At 34.5% G+C, this 21,715-nt stretch carries 17 protein-coding genes and 1 pseudogene; 10 read left to right on the plus strand and 8 right to left on the minus strand.

Features of this window, described 5'->3' with window-relative positions:
• Window positions 1-67: 67 nt before the first annotated feature.
• Both mfd and ACFX5D_RS09975 read right to left on the minus strand, forming a co-directional pair.
• Window positions 68-3,388: a transcription-repair coupling factor gene (mfd, locus tag ACFX5D_RS09970; protein WP_379858142.1), complete on the minus strand. Its 3,321-nt coding sequence runs from the start codon at window positions 3,386-3,388 to the stop codon at window positions 68-70.
• A gap of 37 nt (window positions 3,389-3,425) precedes the next feature.
• Window positions 3,426-4,028 carry a hypothetical protein gene (locus ACFX5D_RS09975; RefSeq protein ID WP_379858048.1) on the minus strand — a complete coding sequence of 201 codons (603 nt, stop codon included), beginning with the start codon at window positions 4,026-4,028 and terminating at the stop codon, window positions 3,426-3,428.
• A gap of 303 nt (window positions 4,029-4,331) precedes the next feature.
• Here ACFX5D_RS09975 and ACFX5D_RS09980 point away from each other — a divergent pair, with 303 nt between their 5' ends.
• Entirely contained in the window at window positions 4,332-5,270 is a 939-nt protein-coding gene (locus tag ACFX5D_RS09980; protein ID WP_379858049.1) for an L-threonine 3-dehydrogenase, read from the plus strand.
• Between the two features lie 232 nt (window positions 5,271-5,502).
• On the opposite strand, the gene ACFX5D_RS09985 is transcribed toward ACFX5D_RS09980, so the two are convergent.
• Window positions 5,503-6,567 carry a hypothetical protein gene (locus ACFX5D_RS09985; protein ID WP_379858050.1) on the minus strand — a complete coding sequence of 355 codons (1,065 nt, stop codon included), beginning with the start codon at window positions 6,565-6,567 and terminating at the stop codon, window positions 5,503-5,505.
• 614 nt (window positions 6,568-7,181) lie between these two features.
• Here ACFX5D_RS09985 and ACFX5D_RS09990 point away from each other — a divergent pair.
• Complete coding sequence (locus tag ACFX5D_RS09990) at window positions 7,182-8,426, plus strand: DUF418 domain-containing protein (RefSeq protein WP_379858051.1); 1,245 nt, start codon at window positions 7,182-7,184, stop codon at window positions 8,424-8,426.
• A gap of 226 nt (window positions 8,427-8,652) precedes the next feature.
• On the opposite strand, the gene ACFX5D_RS09995 is transcribed toward ACFX5D_RS09990, so the two are convergent.
• The 4 genes and pseudogenes from ACFX5D_RS09995 to ACFX5D_RS10010 all read right to left on the minus strand — a co-directional run bounded on the left by ACFX5D_RS09995 (window position 8,653) and on the right by ACFX5D_RS10010 (window position 14,945).
• The gene (locus tag ACFX5D_RS09995) at window positions 8,653-10,527 is read right to left on the minus strand and encodes a M1 family metallopeptidase (RefSeq protein ID WP_379858143.1); all 1,875 of its coding nucleotides are present in this window, start codon (window positions 10,525-10,527) and stop codon (window positions 8,653-8,655) included.
• 62 nt (window positions 10,528-10,589) lie between these two features.
• Entirely contained in the window at window positions 10,590-12,203 is a 1,614-nt protein-coding gene (locus ACFX5D_RS10000; protein WP_379858052.1) for a S8 family peptidase, read from the minus strand.
• A 181-nt stretch (window positions 12,204-12,384) separates the two neighbouring features.
• A pseudogene (locus ACFX5D_RS10005) lies at window positions 12,385-14,010 on the minus strand (S8 family peptidase).
• Window positions 14,011-14,087: 77 nt separating this feature from the next.
• Window positions 14,088-14,945 carry an MBL fold metallo-hydrolase gene (locus tag ACFX5D_RS10010; RefSeq protein ID WP_379858053.1) on the minus strand — a complete coding sequence of 286 codons (858 nt, stop codon included), beginning with the start codon at window positions 14,943-14,945 and terminating at the stop codon, window positions 14,088-14,090.
• A gap of 158 nt (window positions 14,946-15,103) precedes the next feature.
• Here ACFX5D_RS10010 and ACFX5D_RS10015 point away from each other — a divergent pair, with 158 nt between their 5' ends.
• The 8 genes from ACFX5D_RS10015 to sufD all read left to right on the plus strand — a co-directional run bounded on the left by ACFX5D_RS10015 (window position 15,104) and on the right by sufD (window position 20,020).
• Window positions 15,104-15,433 (plus strand): HesB/IscA family protein, encoded by a 330-nt coding sequence (locus tag ACFX5D_RS10015; protein ID WP_379858054.1) that lies wholly within the window; start codon window positions 15,104-15,106, stop codon window positions 15,431-15,433.
• An 18-nt stretch (window positions 15,434-15,451) separates the two neighbouring features.
• Window positions 15,452-16,900, plus strand: a complete 1,449-nt coding sequence (sufB, locus tag ACFX5D_RS10020) for a Fe-S cluster assembly protein SufB (RefSeq protein ID WP_379858055.1) — start codon at window positions 15,452-15,454, stop codon at window positions 16,898-16,900.
• Window positions 16,901-16,920: 20 nt separating this feature from the next.
• Window positions 16,921-17,124: a DUF2683 family protein gene (locus tag ACFX5D_RS10025; RefSeq protein WP_379858056.1), complete on the plus strand. Its 204-nt coding sequence runs from the start codon at window positions 16,921-16,923 to the stop codon at window positions 17,122-17,124.
• Window positions 17,115-17,387, plus strand: a complete 273-nt coding sequence (locus ACFX5D_RS10030) for a Txe/YoeB family addiction module toxin (protein ID WP_379858057.1) — start codon at window positions 17,115-17,117, stop codon at window positions 17,385-17,387. The genes ACFX5D_RS10025 and ACFX5D_RS10030 overlap by 10 nt, the downstream gene beginning before the upstream one ends.
• A 12-nt stretch (window positions 17,388-17,399) precedes the next feature.
• On the plus strand, window positions 17,400-18,152 hold the full coding sequence (gene sufC / locus ACFX5D_RS10035; protein ID WP_379858058.1) for a Fe-S cluster assembly ATPase SufC: 753 nt from the start codon (window positions 17,400-17,402) through the stop codon (window positions 18,150-18,152).
• A 123-nt stretch (window positions 18,153-18,275) separates the two neighbouring features.
• Window positions 18,276-18,458: a four helix bundle protein gene (locus ACFX5D_RS10040; RefSeq protein WP_379858144.1), complete on the plus strand. Its 183-nt coding sequence runs from the start codon at window positions 18,276-18,278 to the stop codon at window positions 18,456-18,458.
• A complete protein-coding gene (locus tag ACFX5D_RS10045) occupies window positions 18,407-18,571 on the plus strand; it encodes a four helix bundle protein (RefSeq protein ID WP_379858145.1) in 165 nt (54 codons plus the stop codon). Before ACFX5D_RS10040 ends, ACFX5D_RS10045 begins: the two co-directional genes overlap by 52 nt.
• A gap of 132 nt (window positions 18,572-18,703) precedes the next feature.
• Window positions 18,704-20,020, plus strand: a complete 1,317-nt coding sequence (gene sufD, locus ACFX5D_RS10050; RefSeq protein ID WP_379858059.1) for a Fe-S cluster assembly protein SufD — start codon at window positions 18,704-18,706, stop codon at window positions 20,018-20,020.
• Between the two features lie 68 nt (window positions 20,021-20,088).
• Here sufD and ACFX5D_RS10055 read toward each other — a convergent pair whose 3' ends face one another.
• Window positions 20,089-21,465 carry a serine hydrolase domain-containing protein gene (locus tag ACFX5D_RS10055; protein WP_379858060.1) on the minus strand — a complete coding sequence of 459 codons (1,377 nt, stop codon included), beginning with the start codon at window positions 21,463-21,465 and terminating at the stop codon, window positions 20,089-20,091.
• Between the last annotated feature and the right edge of the window lie 250 nt (window positions 21,466-21,715).

Genomic DNA, 21,715 nt, shown 5'->3' on the forward strand with positions numbered 1-21,715 from the left:
GAAAAGAGGGATTGATTTTCAGTAAATCAATCCCTCTTTTTGTATAATAAAACTGCTATTTCAATTTCTATTTCCCCAACATCTCCATTAATTCCAAAGCTGTTCTGGTATTTTTCACATTGTCAAAAGTCAACAGCAATCGCAAACCAGCTGGCGTTTGTTTTTCTTTCATTTTACAAATAGAACTGTGTTTTTGCACAAACTGCAAAACATCCTGAAAACGATTCGATTGGTAATAATCCGATTGTTGATCCGATACAAAATAGCCAATCATCTTACCCTGTTTCATCACTAGTTTCTCGATTCCAATACGAGTGGCAATCCATTTAATACGAATACTATTCATTAACGCATTGGCTCGTGGAGGCAAAGGACCAAAACGGTCAATCAATTTATTTTGAAAAACAATAAGCTCTTCTTCATTTTTCACTGCGCCTAATTCATTGTACAAACTTAAACGTTCCGATACATTATTGATATACTCATCAGAAAATAACAACTCAAAATCAGTGTCTATTTGTAGGTCTTTTACGTATTCTTTGGTTTCAATGTTATTTTCGGTTGGATATAACTCTTTAAATTCATTTTCTTTCAATTCATCGATGGCCTCATTCATGATTTTTTGATAGGTATCAAAACCAATTTCGTTGATAAAACCACTTTGTTCTCCTCCCAATAAATCTCCGGCACCACGAATCTCTAAATCTTTCATCGCAATATTAAAACCACTTCCCAATTCACTGAACTGTTCCAATGCCTGAATTCGTTTTCTAGCATCATCCGTCATGGCTGAATATGGCGGGCAAATAAAATAACAAAATGCTTTTTTATTGCTACGTCCTACGCGACCGCGCATTTGATGCAAATCAGACAAGCCGAAATTATTCGCATTATTGATAAAAATAGTGTTCGCGTTTGGAACATCTAGTCCGCTTTCGATAATTGTGGTGGCAACCAAAACATCAAATTCTCCGTTCATGAAAGCCAACATCAACTCTTCGAGTTTTCTTCCTTCCATTTGTCCGTGACCGATTCCCACTCTGGCATTTGGGACCAAACGCTGAATCATTCCGGCCACTTCCTTGATATTTTCTATGCGATTATTGATAAAGAAAACCTGACCGTTGCGCTGAATTTCATACGAAATTGCATCCCTAATCATCTCTTCACTAAAACCAACGACATTCGTCTCAATAGGATAGCGATTAGGTGGCGGTGTGGTTATTACGGATAAATCTCTCGCTGCCATTAAGGAAAACTGCAAGGTTCTCGGAATTGGCGTTGCAGTTAATGTCAGCGTATCCACATTGGCAGCAATGGTTTTGAGTTTGTCTTTTACGTTGACACCAAATTTTTGCTCCTCATCCACAATCAACAATCCAAGGTCTTTGAAAACAACATTTTTATTGACCAATTGGTGTGTTCCAATCACAATATCGAGTTTTCCTTCGGCCAATAATTTTAGCGTTTCCGCTTTTTGTTTGGCCGTCCTAAAACGATTTAAATACCCCACAGAAACTGGCATATCTTTCAATCGTTCCGTAAAAGTTCTGTAATGTTGGTACGCTAAAATTGTTGTAGGAACCAATATCGCAACTTGTTTGCTGTTGTCGACTGCTTTGAAAGCCGCACGTATAGCCACTTCGGTTTTACCAAAACCCACATCCCCACAAACCAACCGATCCATCGGGCGGTCACTTTCCATATCCGCTTTTACTTCTGCCGTTGATTTGGTTTGGTCCGGTGTATCTTCATAAATAAATGAACTTTCCAGTTCATTTTGTAAATAACTGTCGGGTGCAAACTGGAATCCTTTTTCCAATCTTCGCTTGGCATACAACTGAATCAAATTAAATGCAATATGTTTGACGCGTGCCTTGGTTTTTTGTTTTAAAATCTTCCAGGCATTCGAACCCAATTTGTAAATTTTGGGCGGCGTGCCGTCTTTTCCGTTGTATTTTGAAATTTTGTGCAGCGAATGAATGCTTACATATACAATATCATTATCGGCATAAACAAGTTTGATTGCTTCTTGAGTTTTACCTTCTACTTGTATTTTTTGTAATCCTCCAAATCGCCCGATTCCGTGGTCAATGTGCGTCACATAATCCCCAACGGATAAAGTAGTCAGTTCTTTTAAAGTGATGTTTTGCTTTTTTGAATAGCCACTTTTTATATTAAATTTATGGTAGCGTTCAAAAATTTGATGATCCGTGTAACAGGCTATTTGGTTTTCCGCGTCGATAAATCCTTGGTACAAAGGCAAAACAACGGTATGATATTGTTTCCTTATATTCTCAGAATTCGCTTCATCCAAGGTTTCAAAAATATCATGAAATCGCTTGGCTTGGGCTTCACTGGAACAAAACAAATAATTTTTATAACCATTGAAATGATTTTCATTCAGATTATTCAATAATAAATCAAACTGTTTGTTGAAAGACGGTTGTGGCTGAATGTGGTATTCGAATTTTTTGGTGGTTCTAAAAATAGGTTTTGAACTCAATTCCACAATCGAAAAATCCACGGCTCTTTTAATAAAAGCGGCTTGATTCAAGAATAATTGTTCCGGTGTCGAACGTTTTATTTCCTGCGATAATTTTTCAAAAGCTTCTTCGGCCTTCGCAAATTGTTTGTCTAATTGTGATAAAAGATATTCCGTGTTTTGAATAAAAATGACCGTTTTCTCCGAAATATAATCCAAGAAGCTTTCTCTATTTTCCTGAAAAAATTTATTTTCTACATTAGGAATTATCGTAATTTTCTTTTGCTGTAAAATCGACAATTGCGTCGCTACATCAAAACTTCGGATACTTTCGACTTCGTCGCCAAAAAACTCAATTCGATACGGATTATCATTCGAAAACGAAAAAACATCGACAATTCCTCCACGAACGGAAAATTCTCCCGGTTCCGTAATAAAATCAACTCTTTTGAATTCATATTCGAACAAAACTTCATTGATAAAATCGATAGAAATCTTGTCGCCAACAGCAACTTTCAACGTGTTTTTATCCAATTCTTTTCGGGTTACCACTTTCTCGAATAATGCTTCGGGATAGGTGACAATAACTGCCGGTTTTTTGCGGGAATTGATTCTGTTCAGGACTTCGGCGCGAAGTAAAACACTCGCATTATCGGTTTCTTCAATTTGGTACGGACGACGGTAGGAACCGGGATAAAACAAAACATCCTGGTCGCCAATCATTTGTTCCAAATCGTTCAAATAGTACGCGGCTTCTTCTTTATCATTAAAAACAATTAAAAAAGGAAGTTCTGCTTTCTTGAAAACAGAACGAATGACAAAAGAAATCGCAGATCCCAATAATCCATCAAGATGCATTTTTACTTGATTATTCTCTCGCAAACGAACAACAATCTGTTGCATTTTTGGAGAATCATCGTAGGTGTTATATAAAGCTTTTTTACTCAACGCGTGGTAGATTTGGATCGGTTGGTGTATTCGGAATTGCTCTGGAAGTATCCATCATTTTCATTAATTCCGATTCTCCTTCTTCGACAGGAATTTTACTTTTTTCTACAATTTTGTCCATTTGTCTTTGCAAGGAAACGAGCTCCGCATTGATTTCTGAAACCAAAACAATTACTTTTTGATCCGGAATTTTATCCAGATTAAGGAATAAATCCAACAATCTAACCTTGGTAATTAAAGTGGAAACCCTACTTTTTATCTGAGGTTTGTTGAACTGTGAAGGAATATTTTCATTTAAAGCCATTACTTTTTTCGACAATGCTTTTGATTTTTTTTGAAACGCTCCGATTGTTTTTTTAGGTTTAACGACTAATTCCGCAAAAAATATTCGCAATTCGTTCCAGCTGGCTACTGTAGCCTCAGACGTTGAATTAATAGGCGTGTCATAAAAAACCCAGCCTTTGTTTATATTTGAAAAAATGAGTTCGTTTTTTTTAGCCTGTTTTTCATTTTCTGCTAATCGTTTTTGATTGTCATTTTTGCACGCAGACAAAATGAAAATCAGAAAAAAGAAGCATGATAATTTATATTTCATAAGTGAATACATTAAAGGACAAAGTTACAAAGTAAATTCACAATAATGAATTACCAAATTAGGAATAACTTAGTAAACTACTGGAGATTTGCATCTCTCAAAAAAGCTTTGAATTTAATTTATATCTCATTTGCGCTTTTCAAATAACAATCTACTATTTCAGATGATTTTTTCATGTTTTAAATTATAAATATTAATAATTTAATTACGATTATGAATATCATTTTAAGAATTTGATACTATTTTTATCCAAAATTATGTTATTTACGAAAACGTTATCTTTGAATTTCTAAAACAGACAAAATGAGTACTAAAATATTGATTATAGGCGCTTGCGGACAAATTGGAACGGAGCTTACCCATAAACTAAGAAAGATATATGGAATCGATAATGTAATTGCTTCTGACATCCGAAAACTGAATATTGACGTGGTAAATTCAGGTCCTTTTGAAGTAGTGAATGCATTAGATTTTAATCAGATTGAGCATCTTGTCGAAGTTCATCAAATTGATGAAATTTATTTAATGGCCGCCTTATTATCGGCAACAGCCGAGAAAAACCCTGCTTTTGCCTGGGATTTGAATATGAATTCATTGTTTCACGTTTTGAATTTGGCGAAAGCCAAAAAAATAAAAAAGATATTCTGGCCTTCCAGCATTGCTGTTTTTGGCCCTACAACACCGAAAGAAAATACCCCACAATATACCATCATGGAACCTTCAACGGTTTACGGAATCAGTAAACAAGCTGGCGAAAGATGGTGCGAATATTACCATAATATATTTGGTGTAGATGTTCGCAGTGTACGTTATCCTGGATTAGTCAGCTGGTCATCGCCTCCGGGCGGCGGAACGACAGATTATGCGGTAGATATTTATTACAAGGCTTTAAGTGACGGAAAATACGAATGTTTTTTATCCTCAGAAACAAAAATGCCAATGATGTATATGGACGATGCCATTGCCGCAACGATACAAATTATGCAAGCGCCAGCCGAACAAATAAAAATTCGTTCTGCTTATAATCTCGCCGCAATGAGTTTTACTCCGACAGAAATTGCTGCTGAAATCAAAAAACACATTCCTGATTTTACTATTTCTTACGAACCTGACTTCCGTCAAAAAATAGCCGACAGCTGGCCAGCGAGCATCGATGATGCTGAAGCCAGAAAAGATTGGAACTGGAAACATAAATTTGATTTGGAAAGTATGACCGTGGATATGTTAGAGCATTTGAGTTAACTCCTTTAAAATACATCCGTAACTATGAATTTCATTAAAATCAATTGATAAAAAAACGTTTTGGTTGAACCAAAACGTTTTTTTATCAATTATTGTTTTAAGGACGATTTTTAAGGTATTTATATACTTTATAAAGTAAATAAATCACAAATAATAAAACAACAATATTTATAATTTGAAAAATAAATAAAGTAACGTCGTAATCTTTGAAAGTTGTTTCCATAATTTTATTTTAAGGTAGTCTTATTCCTGAGATGATATGTCCGTTTGTATTGTTAATTTTTATTTGAAATATAATTGGGCTTGAATAAACATTGCCAATACCCTGTGCAAACATAGTATAATTTAAAGTCCCATAGACATTTACTGTTGTTATATTTCCAACCGTACTTTGATTATATGTGTTTTGAGTCCATGAGTAACCTAAAGTTAAACCAAACGTGTCACTAGTAACATTTTGAATCGTAAATATGTTAGCTGCATTTTGATCAACCATAATTTTGACACCTGCCCATGGAAGAAAAAGAAATGTAGCTTTAGCCGTCACTGTATTTTGATTTGTAATAAATTCAAAATCCCAACCATCGGGAGTAGCGGAATTAATTTTTGCTTTAAATTCATCTTCACTCAGGGGAATTCCTTCAGAATTATGTTCATAACTTGGTGTTCTATAAACTATAGTGCTAGAATCTCCGTTAGAACCACAATCATATGGATAACTTGCGTAATAATAACTTGTACTAACTAAAGTGGAGGAATTTAAATAAGTGCCAATATATGAACCTGAAGTACTTGTCCAAACACTGAAATGGTCAATATATACTTCTTCTTTCACTAGAACCGTCATAACTTGATTACATTCAGGTAATCTACTAGTTATTTTATTTGGATTATAAAACAAATTAATTGCTTCATTCAAGGGTTTTAAATATTCCTTTTTTGACGGATTTTTACAATCTCCATCAAAAACAACAAGTTGGTCAATTTTCTCACCTCCTAATTCATAAATATTTAATGTTCCTGTAAAATTTTTTAATTTTTGTAAAGAATTAGTGAATAATTCACGATTTTTTTTTGAATAAACCTCAATTAGATAGGAATAAACTTTATTGTCTTTTTTAATTGCAATTAATTCATATTTTAATTCACTTTGAAATAGATTAGATTCAATTTTGCTGGGTTTATTTTCGCTAACTTCAATTTCAAAAATTTCAAAACCATCTTTTTCAATTTTTTTTACATCATGCCAATTTACAAATATATTCTCTGCAATGTTTTTGTTTTTGAATTGATTCAATTTCAAGTCATTTTTTAATTGATTTGCAATTGTGGCGATTGTATTGATTTGTAAATCCTCGTCTTTAGAACAGGAAACTATGAGTAGCAATAAGAAACACAAAAGAGCAGGGCGCGATAATCGTATACTCATAAGTATTTGATTTAAGTTACTTTTATAAATAAGTTTTTCAAAAAATATAGAAAATAAATTATTAATAAAATACCCACTTTTAGTGATATTTCAAAAAAATAAAAATAGCCGACAGCTGGCCAGCGAGCATCGATGATGCTGAAGCCAGAAAAGATTGGAACTGGAAACACAAATTTGATTTGGAAAGTATGACCGTGGATATGTTGGAGCATTTGAAATAGACTTTTGTATTTGACTTAAAATGTCTGATTTTAAAATTAAGGTGATGAACCCGATTTTAAAATCAGACATTTTTCGTTTATAGAATAGTACTTCTTAATGTTATTGCTATACTGATAAAAGTACAACCATTCACTTTAACCTCTTTCAAAAAGTCAATATTTGAGGCCTAATAAAACTAGAATTTAAAAAATTATTTATTGTTATTTTTCTTACTTTTGATTCGAATTCATAAAACTTAGACTTAAATCAAAAGTAATTATATGTCAAATTCCTTTCAGCCAATTGAAGAAAATAAGAGAACTGCTATTGTCGATATCCTAAGAGGCTGGGCGCTGTTAGGGGTTGTCCTTGGTAATTATTCAGATTTTTTCCATATTGGATTACCTACTTCTGCAAATGACAACAGTAGTTTATCTCCTATTCTTGGGGCTATAAATGAAATCTTTTTCTCTGCAAAATCGTGGACATTATTGACAATTTTGTTTGGCTATGGTTTTGCTGTTCTCATAAACAATGTGGCCAGTAAAGGCAAAAATCCTGTTTACTTCTTTTCTTGGAGAATGATTTTGCTTTTTATGTTTGCATTTATTGACTCTGCTTTTTGGTTGGGTGATATTTTGAAAGATTATGCCTTTTTGGGCCTTATACTACTGCTCTTTTATAAAAGTTCAGCAAAAACAATACTTATAATTTGCTCAATTCTTTTTTTAATGGTTCCATTTATTGCTGCCTTCATCAACAATATACATAGGGTTTATCCTGAAATTTCTACTAGTCCTGAGTTCCTAAAATTGTATCACTCTGGTAACTGGCTGGATTTTTTTAAATTTAATTTATTAGCTAGTTATTATGAACAAATGATTGTTCTGGGATATGCAGTTACAGCACATATCGTGATGTTTGCCTGTATGCTTTTAGGATTTTATGCTCAAAAAATTGATTTTTTTAATCGTTTACCCGAATTGAAAAAACAATTAAAGACCACGCTTTTTATAAGTCTGTTTTCTGCGCTGTCTTTAGGTGTTTTTTTAAAAATTGCAATGACAAACAAACTTACTTTTTTTGCCTATTTCAACCCTTTTTACTGGCTAATCCTAAGCACGATGCTTTTTATCGCAACTGGAATTTGCCTATTGTATTGCAACAATAAACTAAAAACAATTTTCAATTATTTCAGAGTTTCCGGAAAAATGACCTTAACGAATTATATGGCGCAAAATATACTTGCTGCATTTATTTTTTCGGGCATTGGTTTGAATATATCCAATAGTATGCCTTATTGGTTTTATTTTTCTTTAGCCATTTCAGTATTCATAATTCAGCTATTTATAAGCAAATGGTGGCTTTCTAAATACAACTATGGTCCTGTTGAATGGTTGTGGAGGGTGTTGAGTTACAGAAAAATGTTTCCGTTTAAAAAGACAGAAAAAAGCAACCTTCCTGTTGAAGCAATTTCAAATGACGATCTAAAAAAAGAAAACGCTTTAGAAACAGTAAAATATTAATTTTCTTAGCATCTATCAAAGTTTTGATATCCTTCAAAAAATAGCGAACAGCTGGCCCGCGAGTATCGATGATGCAGACGCCAGAAAAGATTGGAACTGGAAACATAAATTTGATTTGGAAAGTATGACGGTGGATATGTTAGAGCATTTGAAATAGTTTCCAAAAAAATAAGCACAAAAAAAGTCTAGTTTCACAACTAGACTTTTTTTTATGTTTAATCGCACCTTACTTTATTTCGTAAACGTTATTGGCTTGTTTCACATCGGCCATTAATCCACTTGGGTCAATGGTGATCTTCTTAATCGTTGTTTTAGGTTTAGAAATAGCAAATTCATACGTAGGATGCGCCCAAGCCCAATCATTCAGAACCGTTCTTTTTACAGCCAAATTAGGATTTTCTTTTTCGAAACTCATCATGCGCAACGGAACGTAAAAACTTTCTGTTGTTCCATCCGTATATTCAACAGTCAAATCGATTGGCATTGGCATTCTGCCTATTCTTTCTAGTGTAACAATCGTTTTATCCCCATTATCTTTTACATCTCTGATTCCGTAGTCTATCGTGTTTGCCGTTTCAGTCCAATCTAAAAGATACCAATCTAAATTTGCTCCAGAAACTCTTTCAGCCGTTCTTTTGATGTCATTTGGCGTAGGATGTTTGAACTTGAAATCGTGGTAATATCTCTTTATCGTTTTGGCTAAGTTATCCTGTCCAATCATGTACCCTAATTGCGATAAGAAAATACTTCCTTTTACGTAGGACGAAATACTATAAGGTCTGTTTTCATCGTAACGATCGCCATGTGTAGTTTGCGGTTGCTCTTTCCCGGATTCTACTAACTTATAATAGGCGGCATAATTCCCTTTAAAAGGATTTTCTTCCTTTTTAACTGCCATTTCGTTCAGCACAAAATCTTCTACATACGTAGTGAATCCTTCATCCATCCAAGGATGTTTTGATTCATTTGAAGCTAAAATATGTTGAAACCAAGAATGCCCTAACTCATGCGTTGCAGTTCCTAAAATTCCGTCCAAAGTTCCATTTCCTAGCATCAAAGTACACATGGCATATTCCATTCCGCCATCACCACCTTGAATAAAGGAGTATTGCTTGTACGGATAATCCCCGATTTTCTTATTGTAAAAATCCATCACATTAACCATCAAAGGCTCTAGCTTTTTCCAGTTTTCTGCAGTCTTTGGATTGTTTTTATACAAGAAATGCAAATCAACACTATTAGGTCCTTTTACCACATCATGCATGTAATTTTTATCGGCAGCCCAAGTAAAATCATGTACCATTGGCGCTATAAAATGCCAAGTCAATGTTTTCGTTTTCTTTGGATAAACCACCGTAACTCCTGGATCTTGATATCCTTTCCCAATTTCATTTTGGTTTTGCAAATAACCGGAACCACCTAAAGTATATTCCTTATCAATGGTAATATTAACGTCAAAATTTCCCCAAACACCATGAAATTCTCTCGCGATATAAGGATCCGCATGCCAGCCTTCGAAATCAAATTCGGCGATTTTTGGATACCATTGTGACATTGATAATTCAACTCCTTCTACATTGTTTCTTCCCGAACGACGGATTTGTACTGGAACCTGGCCGTCAAAATCTAAAGTGAAAGTAGTTTTTGAGTTGGGTAATATTGGCTTTGCCAGCGTAACTTCGAGAATCGTTCCTACCGCTTTTGCAGCAGCAACAACTCCATCTTGTTTGAAATTAGTGATATTCAAAAACCCAATTTCGTTAGGCTTCAAATTTTTGATTCGGCTTTCTTTTACGTCTTTGCCATCCACTTTTATTTTGTTGACCATTCTGGCGTCCGGATCTTTAATCGTCTGGATTCTGGCATCCATCTCACTTCCGGGTTGGAACGCATTTGGATACAAATGATAAAATACTTTTTTCAATGTATCGGTGGAATTATTGGTGTAGACCAATTCCTGCTTTCCTTTGTATTGGTAATTTTTGACGTTCATAGTCACGTCCATTTTATAATCAACATGTTGTTGCCAATACCCAGTGCTTTGGGCCGATGCAGCGCAAAAATTAAGTGTAAAAAAAGATAGTAAAAAAAGTTTTCTCATCATTTTTGTAATAAAAAATGGAAGAACAGCTGTCCTTCCACTGGATTAGTAAATTTATTATTTTAAATATTTTTAGATAATGCATCTGCAAGAATCAGCGCATTATAAGCATTGATCATTTTTCCTGATTTTGAAGTATCGGCTGCTGATTTTTTATCATTATTTTCTCCTAATTCTACTGATGCTGGCAATGGTGTTCCAGAATCCATAAGGATTTGTTTCACTTGCTTCGCTGATAATTTAGGATAATACGAACGAACCAATGCTGCAACTCCGGCCGCATTTGGTGACGCCATTGAAGTTCCCTGTTCGTATTTATATTTATTATTTGGAACCGAAGCGTATATTTCCATTCCCGGAGCATACACATCTACATTGATGGTGCCATAATTAGAAAATGGTGCCACTACAGTCGGTCCATAAACATTATTTAACGCTCCAACCGTAAGAACATTACTGGCAAACTCGATTTTGTTGTCTTCAGAATCATTTGGAAAATTGATGTTTTTTTCTAAATCAATATCATTCCCATCATTTCCTGATGCGTGTACGAATAAAACATCTTTCTTCTCCGCGTATTTTATAGCGTCAAAAACCCATTGCTTGTGTGGAGAATAGCTTTTCCCAAAACTTCCATTGATGACTTTTGCTCCGTTATCTACCGCATAACGAATCGCCAAAGCAATGTCTTTATCGTATTCGTCACCATTAGGAACAGCTCTTACGGCCATGATTTCAACATTGTTAGCAATTCCGTCACCGCCAATACTGTTATTTCTAACCTGAGCAATAATTCCTGCAACATGGGTTCCGTGCGAGGCTTCTTCCTTATCTGGCCCGTAAACTATATTGTTACCGTATTTCGTATCGTTTATATCATCCGGATTATCACCAACTGATTTTCTGCCATTAAATTCTTTATTTAAATTGTAATTTAATTGGTCGTAAATGTACTTTCTGTATTCTTCAATGTCAGCGGTGAATCTTGGGCCTGACTGCCCAATAACGCGAGTCATAATCATTTTACTTTTATTCAAAACTTCATCAGTAGTGACAATTGCTTTCAATTCTTCAAGTGTGTAGTCGTCTTTCTTTAAATACGTTTGAATTGTTTTATTGGTATTCAAAAGAAAATCTACTTGCTGTTTTCCTTCCAATGCTTCTTTGTACTTCTTTTCATAATCCGCTTTAGCATTTTTATACGTCACTGAACCATCATCTGCTTTTTTCAGAATACGGGTCATCTCTAAATTTTCAAATCCTGAATCACCAAGGAAATTCCAACCGTGAATATCATCGATAAAACCATTTTTATCATCGTCAATTCCGTTACCTGCAATTTCTTTGGCATTGGTCCAAATCACTGATTTTAAATCTTCATGATCAATATCAACCCCTGAATCCACAATTCCTACAATAACTTTCACTCCTTTTTTATTTTTTAACAATTCGGAATATGCTTTATCAACGCTCATTCCGGGAATCGTATCTTTCGCTAAATCTAAATGACTCCAGCGTTTTAAATCAACATCACTTATAGGGGCAACTTTCTTAATAATTAAAGGAGAACTTACTGTTATGGGCGCAGTGGTTTTAGAAACTTGTTTTTGAGCGCTACATGCCGCTAATGCAAAAAAAGCAATGGCAGAAAAATATATTGGTTTAATCGTATTCATTTATAAATTTTTAAATTAAATGTGGCGCCTAAATTATGTCTTTTTACAACAGAATACAGATGGATTAACACTCTGTTAAGATTTGACGAATGTAAAAAAATAAATGAAAGCGTTTTACAAATTGGTTAAAATATAAATGGAAGGAAAAAATTGCCCTTCCATTTATAAAAATTTGTAACAATTATTTCGACATTTTCTCTGCCATCAGTAAAGCATTGTAAGCATTTACTATTTTTCCTGATTTAGACAAAGTAGTAAAAGAACGTGTGTCAACAGGTTTTCCTCCAACAATCACATCTATTGTAATTGCTACACCTGAATCCATCAAAATATGTTTTACTTGTTTTGCAGATAATTTTGGATAATACGAACGAATTAATGCTGCAACGCCGGCAACATTTGGCGAAGCCATCGATGTACCTTGAAGGTATTTGTAAGTATCATTTGGTGTTGTAGCATAAATTTTTACTCCTGGTGCAAAAACGTCTACATTAACTTTTCCGATATTAGAAAATCGTGCAACGACTTTATTTCCGTATTCAAAGTTTAATGCTCCAATGGTAATTACATTATCAGCAAACTCCGTTTTTTTATCATCAGAATCGTTAGGAAAATTATTTTCAATATCGATATCTTTTGCGTCATTACCGGCTGCATGAACAATTAACACATCTTTTTTCTCAGCGTATTTGATAGCATCATAAACCCATTGTTTATGTGGTGAAAAGCTTTTTCCAAAACTTCCGTTGATTACTTTGGCACCATTATCAACTGCATAACGTATTCCAAGTGCTATATCTTTATCATACTCATCTCCGTCTGGTACAGCCCGAACAGTTAAGATTTCAACATTGTTCGCTATTCCGTCTCCACCTAATGTGTTATTTCTAGTTTGAGCGACAATTCCGGCAACGTGTGTTCCATGAAGAATTTCATTCTTGTCTGGTCCCATAACATTGTTGTTTCCGTATTTTGTGTCGGTTATATCTTCCGGATTATCACCCAAAACTTTTCTATAATCAGTTTTTAAGTTATCTCCGTTTAGAAGCGCATTAAAACCATCCAATTGTTTTTGTACGGCAACTTTCAGGTCAACAATAGGTAAATTATAAGAAAGCATTTGTTGCATCGCAGTTTTGCTTTTTTGCATTTCTGGCTCTTGTGAAACAATTGCTTTTACCTCATCAATTGTGTAAATTGGCTTTCCAAAATGTTTTACCAAAGTAGCATCACTTTCATTTAAGGTTGCAATCATTTGTTCCGTACGAGCTTTCCCTGTTGTAGCATCAGCAATTTTTTTATCATTTCACGCTTTTGCCGCTTGATACGTTACTTCGTCAACTAGATTCTTATTCTTAATGATTCTTTCGTATTCCAAATTCTCTTTGGTGATATCTCCAAGGAAGTTCCAACCGTGAATATCATCGATATATCCGTTTTTGTCATCATCAATTCCGTTTCCTGCAATTTCTTTTTTGTTGGTCCAAACCACTGATTTTAAATCTTGATGTTCGATATCTACTCCTGAATCTACAATTCCCACGATAACTTTTACCCCATTTTTATTTTTCAATAATTCGGCATACGCTTTATCTACACTCATTCCCGGAATGGTATCTTTTACGATATCTAAATGACTCCAACGTTTCATGTCGGTTTCATTTATGGGGGCAGCTTTTTTAACGTTTAAAGGTGCGCTGATGGCAATAAGTCCCGCATTAGAACTTGAAACTTGTTTTGAAACGCCGCATCCTGCCAGAACTAATAGTGCAAATGCAGACAAATAAATTGGTTTAATGCTATTCATTGATTGTTATATTAAATTTTAAATATTTGTCTAAAATAAATTATTTTGTTACAAAAATATTTAGGTTTAACACAATTTTAAAGAATGGCATCACAGGTAAATCGCTCTTTTAATCGAACGCCTTTTTCGGTTTTCTCTACGGTTATAATTTCGTTGTGAGCATCGTGTTCCAAAAACAAATAGTGATTATTATCAGCAGCTGCATTTAGAAATTTTGCTTTTTCTGGCATTGTCAATAAAGGTCTCGTATCATAACCCATTACATAGGGAATAGGAACGTGACCGGCTGTTGCCAATAAATCCGCGCAAAAAACAATGGTTTTATCCTGATATTGAATTTGAGGAATCATTTGCTTTTCGGTATGACCATCGGCAAAGAAAATACCAAAACCCAGTTCTGATTTTTCAAGAAAATCGCCTTCCGGTCTTTTGATAAAATGCAACTGGCCGCTTTCCTGCATCGGCAAAATATTCTCTGATAAAAAGGATGCTTTTTCCCTTGCATTTGGTTTTGTAGCCCACTCCCAGTGGCTGTCATTACTCCAGAACTTCGCGTTTTTAAATGCCGGTTCGTAGCCCGTTTTATCCTTGTTCCACTGTATGCTTCCGCCGCAATGATCAAAATGCAAATGCGTCAAAAAAACATCCGTAATATCATCGCGATGAAAGCCAAATTTAGCCAATGATTTATCCATAGAATGGGTTCCCCAAAGCGTGTAATACCCATAAAACTTTTCGGATTGCTTGTTTCCCATTCCGGTGTCAATCAAAATTAATTTATCACCATCTTCAATTAATAAACAACGCGCAGCAATATCAATTAAATTATTTTCATCTGCTGGATTGGTTTTATTCCAAATGGTTTTTGGCACAACACCAAACATAGCACCTCCATCAAGTTTAAAATTTCCGGTTTCAATAGAATATAGTTTCATTTTTTACTTTTTTTCAAGATATAACAAAATTAGGAAATAGAGTGAATCAAAATAGGTTTTTTCTATTTTATGATTAGTTATATAAATGTTATCAATTATGGAAAAAGGTTTTTATATAGTATCTTTGTTGTTAATTTAGACAAAATCAAAATAACGACATGATAAAAGTTTCTGATACTGCAAAAAAGAAAATCATCGATCTAATGAAAGATGATGGTTTTGATGCTGCAATCGATTATGTAAGAGTTGGTGTAAAAAGCGGCGGATGTTCTGGATTATCTTATGATTTAAAATTTGATAAAACAAAAAGCGAAGATGATAAAATATTCGTTGACAACGATATAACGATTGCTGTAGAAAAAAAATCTTTCCTTTATTTAGCTGGGACAATTTTAGAATTCTCAGGAGGAATTAATGGTAAAGGGTTTGTTTTTAATAATCCAAACGCGAATAGAACTTGTGGATGCGGAGAATCATTTTCTCTGTAAAATATTAAATAAAAAAATATGTCAAAATATACCGAAGACGACTTAAAAATCGAACTCGAAACTAAAGAATACGAATACGGATTTTACACCGAATTAGAATCAGAAACGTTTCCTATTGGTTTGAATGAAGGTATTGTTCGCGCTATTTCGCAAAAAAAAGGAGAACCGCAATGGATGACCGATTGGCGCCTTGAGGCTTTTAGTGCTTGGGAGCAAATGACGGAGCCTGACTGGGCTAATGTACATTACACCAAACCAGATTTTCAGGCTATTTCCTACTATTCAGCACCAAAAGCGGTAGACCCCAATAAAACATTGGACGATGTAGATCCTGAACTTTTAGAAATGTACAAAAAATTAGGTATCTCTGTCGATGAGCAAAAGATGATGAATAATGTAGCTATGGATATTGTAGTCGATTCGGTTTCTGTAGCGACTACATTCAAGAAAACATTAGGCGAAAAAGGAATTATTTTCATGAGTATTTCTGAAGCGATCAAAGAGCATCCAGAATTAGTTCGTAAATATTTAGGAACAGTTGTACCGCAAAAAGATAATTTTTATGCAGCTTTGAATTCGGCAGTTTTCTCTGATGGTTCTTTCTGTTATATTCCAAAAGGCGTGCGTTGCCCAATGGAACTTTCTACTTATTTTAGAATCAATCAAGCAGGAACAGGACAATTCGAAAGAACATTATTAATTGCTGACGAAGGTAGTTATGTAAGTTATCTTGAAGGTTGTACGGCACCAAGTCGTGATGAAAACCAATTGCACGCTGCTGTAGTGGAACTAATCGCATTAGACGATGCCGAAATAAAATATTCAACCGTACAAAACTGGTATCCTGGAAACAAAGAAGGTAAAGGTGGGGTTTTCAATTTTGTAACCAAAAGAGGAATTTGTGAAAAAAACGCAAAAATTTCTTGGACTCAAGTAGAAACCGGTTCTGCCATAACCTGGAAATATCCCTCCGTTATTTTAAAAGGAGATAATTCAACAGGAGAATTTTATTCGATTGCTGTAACCAATAATTTCCAACAAGCCGATACAGGAACAAAAATGATCCATTTAGGTAAGAACTCTAAATCGACCATTATTTCTAAAGGAATTTCTGCCGGAAAATCACAAAACAGTTACCGTGGTTTGGTTAAAATTGGACCAAATGCAGATAACGCCAGAAACTTTTCGCAATGTGATTCTTTATTAATGGGGAACAATTGTGGAGCACATACTTTTCCTTATATCGAAAGCAAAAATCCAACGGCAAAAATCGAACATGAGGCTACGACAAGTAAAATTGGTGAAGACCAGGTTTTCTATTGCAACCAACGTGGAATTCCAACTGAAAAAGCTATTGCTTTAATTGTAAACGGTTTTAGTAAAGATGTGCTGAATAAGTTACCAATGGAATTTGCAGTAGAAGCACAAAAATTATTAGAAATTTCATTAGAAGGTTCGGTGGGATAACCCTTTAAATCTAAATAGTTATGGATCTGGTTTTAAAAAATGTAAAGAAAAAAGATTTTCCAGTGCTTAAATCATTGGCAAAATCGCTTGGTTTTGAAATTGTAAAAGAAGAAAAACCATATAATCCCGAATTTGTAAAAGAAATTTTGGAAGCCGAACAAAGTATTAAAGACGGCAAAGGGATAAAAATGACGATGGAAGAAATACGTGCTTTGTGCAAATAGTATTTACTCCGAAAGCCAGAAAAGATCTGGATTTTTGGATTAAATCTGGAAACAAGAATGTTTTAAAAAAAATCGCCGATTTAATTGAAGACATTCAGCTACATCCTTTTGAAGGAATCGGAAAACCGGAGCAATTAAAACATCATTTGACTGGTCGATGGTCAAGAAGAATAAATCAAGAACATCGCATCATCTATAAAATTACAGAAGAAAATACAATTGAAATATTAGACATTTTATCATTAAAAGGTCATTACGAATAAACAAAGAAACAAATGTTATCAATAAAAAATTTACACGCCTCGATAGGTGACAAAGAAATATTAAAAGGAATCAATCTTGAAGTAAAAGCAGGAGAAATTCACGCAATAATGGGGCCAAACGGTGCTGGAAAAAGCACCCTTGCTTCCATCATTGCAGGAAATGAAAACTACGAAGTAACAGCAGGTGAGATCGCTTTAGATGGAGAAGATCTTTCTGAATTGGCACCCGAAGAAAGAGCGCATAAAGGAGTTTTTCTTTCGTTCCAATATCCAGTGGAAATTCCGGGAGTTTCAGTAACGAACTTCATGAGAACAGCCATCAACGAGACGCGTAAAGCAAACGGTCTGGAAGAAATGCCGGCTAAAGATATGCTAAAAGTGATTCGTGAAAAATCAGAGTTATTAGAAATCGACAGAAAATTTTTATCTCGTTCTCTAAACGAAGGTTTTTCTGGTGGGGAGAAAAAACGTAATGAAATTTTCCAAATGGCAATGTTGGAACCAAAATTAGCAATTCTTGATGAAACTGATTCTGGACTTGATATTGATGCGTTACGTATTGTTGCAAATGGGGTTAACAAACTAAAAAGCGACAAAAATGCAATTGTAGTGATTACACACTACCAAAGATTATTAGATTATATCGTTCCTGATTTCGTTCACGTGTTATACAACGGAAAAATTGTAAAATCCGGTGGAAAAGAATTAGCACACGAACTGGAAGAAAAAGGATACGACTGGATTAAACAAGAACAAGAAGCTTAATATTAAAATAGTCAAAAGTCTAAGGTCATAAAGTCAAAAGAAAAAAGTAATGGGAAATTTAGTTCTTTTGAAGAAATTAATTCTTGGCAAAAAGCAAGAGTTTTTAATAAAAGAATTTACCTAATTACTGAAAATACAAATTTCAAGAAAGACTTTGATTTCATTAGACAAATTAGACGAGCTTCAATCTCTATATCATCAAATATCGCTGAAGGGTTTGAGAGAAATACTGACAAAGAGTTTACTTACTTTTTATATGTTTTGCGAAAGCGTCAGCTGGAGAAGTTCGTTCTCAATTATATTTAGCATTTGATTTGGATTATATTACTAAAGAAGAATTTAAAAAACTTTTAGAATCAGTAACCGAAATATCAAAATTGTTAAGTGGTTTTATTAAATATCTGAGTCCAAAGTCATAATGTCTAAAGTCGTAATGAGGTTGCCTCAATATAACTTTAAATACTTTCAGATTAAAGACTCATAAATAACGTTAAGTTGACAATCCAAAGTCTTTCGACTTTCGACTTTCGACTTTAAGACTTAAATAAAAAATGGATTTAAAAGAAAAATTACTGTCGTCTTTCATGGCTTTTGAAGAGCGTATCGATGTTCTCTCTGAACTTCATGATGTGAGAACTTCAGCCATCAAAAACTTCGAAAATAAAGGTTTCCCAACCAAAAAAGACGAAGCTTGGAAATACACTTCGCTAAACGCTATCTTAAAAAATGACTTTACCGTTTTTTCAAAAGAAGAAAATGCAGTTGAATTCAACCACGTAAAAAAATATTTTTTACACGAAGTAGACACTTACAAAGTGGTGTTTATTGACGGTGTTTTCAGTTCGCATTTATCGTCAACAACACACGACGGAATTGATGTTTGTTTAATGTCATCAGCATTAAACAAACCAAAATACAAAATGATTATTGATACGTACTTTAATCAAATAGCAAGCAAAGACGAAAGTCTGACTTCGTTAAATACGGCTTTCGCCAATGAAGGAGCGTATATCCACATTCCAAAAAGTAAAGTGGCAGATAAACCTATTGAGATTATGTATTTCTCAACTGGAAACGAAGCAGCGCTTTTGGTTCAACCAAGAAACTTGGTGATTGTTGGCGAGAATTCTCATGTTCAAATCATTGAGCGTCATCAAAGTTTAACCGAAAATCCGGTGTTAACTAATTCCGTTACCGAAATCTACGCTCAAAAACGTGCAATCGTTGATTATTACAAAATTCAGAACGATACCCTTGAAGCAAATTTAATCGACAATACTTACGTTTCTCAGAAACAAGAAAGTCATGTTTCTGTTCATACGTTCTCTTTTGGAGGAAACTTAACGAGAAACAATTTGAATTTTTACCACTTTGGGGAACACTTGACAAGCACGTTGAACGGAATCACAATTATTGGTGAAAAGCAACACGTAGATCATTATACTCTAGTAAAACATTCGACTCCCAATTGCGAAAGTTTTCAGGACTACAAAGGAATTTATTCTGATCGTTCCACAGGCGTTTTCAACGGAAAAGTCTATGTGGAAAAAGAGGCACAAAAAACGAATGCATTCCAAAAAAGCAACAATATTTTACTGAGCGACAAAGCGACTATAAACGCAAAACCGCAATTGGAAATTTTTGCTGATGACGTAAAATGTTCTCACGGTTGCACTATTGGACAGTTGGACGAAACAGCAATGTTTTACATGCAAGCGCGTGGAATTCCTAAAAAAGAAGCCAAAGCGTTATTGATGTATGCATTCTCGAATGCCGTTATAGAAAGCATCAAAATACCGGAATTGAAACAACGAATCACCAAAATTATCGCTACGAAATTAGGTGTAAAAATAGGCTTTGATTTATAATCCACATTAAGAAGTTGCCATAGCAACCCTTTCAAAGTTTAAAACTTTGAAAGGGTTTTTTGATACCATTATTTCTTCAAACTCTCCACAATCCCTTTCAACATTTCATTAAAATCAAATTCAGGTTCTTCGGTCAATCCCATTCGGACAATCACTAAATCAAGTGACGGAATGATCGCTACCATCTGCCCTTGAAAACCGCTACAGTAATACATATCTTTTGGAATATCGGGAAAGTGCCCGCTGGCATTAAGCCAAAAATGTCCGCCATATCTTCCATTGGAAGTATTCGTTGGGGTTGCGGTATATTTTACCCAATTTTCATCCAAAATTTGTTCGCTATTCCAGTTGCCCTTGTGCAAATACAACAACCCAAATTTTGACCAATCGCGTGTTGTGGCCCAACCATACGAAGAACCCACATAAGTACCCGCCATGTCCGTTTCTACAATCATTGAGTTCATTCCTATTTTATCAATTAAAGCACTGTACCAGAAATCTAAATATTCCTGATGCGTTTTGAACTGCTTTCGTAAAATTCCGGAAAGTAAATTCGTCGTCCCTGAAGAATAATTCCAATGTGTATTTGGCTTGAATACTGCTGGTTTTTCCAGTTGTATGCGTGACATATCTTTGGCCTCAAAAAGCATTTTGGTAGCATCGCAAATTTTATCGTATTTCTCTTCCCATTCCAAACCGGAATTCATGTGAAGCAAATCATTTGTAGTAATCAACTTGCGTTCATCATTTTGCCATTCCTTAATCGGCGCGGGTTTATAAATATCGTATTTACCTTGTTTTTGAAGAATTCCAAAGATGGCGCTGGTAATACTTTTGGTCATCGACCAACCTAATATTTTACTATTTTTATCAAAACCGGCATCGTACTTTTCGGCAATGATTTTGTCTTTATAAATTACCAAAAGAGAACGTGTTCTTTTTTGGATTTGCTTCGCTGGTTCGCCTTTTAGGCTCGAGTCACCGTTTTTATCAAAAGCATTGTCGACAGCCGCATTCAATTTAGTATAATCAACGTTACTAAAAATGGTGTCTTTGGGTTGCTTATTTCCATACGGAAAAGGTAAATTATTGTTTAATTTTGTTCTTTTGGGCACCTCATACGGTTTTGTTACATCAAAATCATTGCTGATTAAAGTGGCACCCAAACCTTCGCGGTAAATTGCTTTTCGTTCTTTCAACCCGTAAACCGAAGCGACTGCAAATTTTCCCATGTCTTCAATTTTGTTTTTGGCCAAATCAATCATATTGATGTCATTGTCACCTTTCTCAACCATTTCCTGCGAACGATTATCAATAAAATGTCCCGAGGCAATACTTTTGGCTGAAAAGCCAGAAATTAAATCCAATTTTGGATAGTTCGTGAATCCAAAATAAAAGATTCCGATAAAAGAGGCCAAACCAACGAACTTATAGATTTTTTTCATATTGAATTAATTTGAAGCAATTTAATAAAAAAGAACCATATTTTTGAAACAGTATGGAAACCCGTAAAATGCTTTACCGTGAAAAAAAAGTTTACAAACCATTAAGAAATCGAGAATTACAGCTTACTTTTTCTTAATTTTTTAATGGTTAAATTTAGAAAGACCTGTTGTTTTACGAAATATCCCATTTAAACGAAGAAATTAAGTGTGGTAGTTGTCCTAGATATTTCTCAATACCCCGATAGTAATT

Source organism: Flavobacterium fructosi (assembly GCF_042787335.1).
Taxonomy (GTDB): Bacteria; Bacteroidota; Bacteroidia; order Flavobacteriales; family Flavobacteriaceae; genus Flavobacterium; species Flavobacterium fructosi.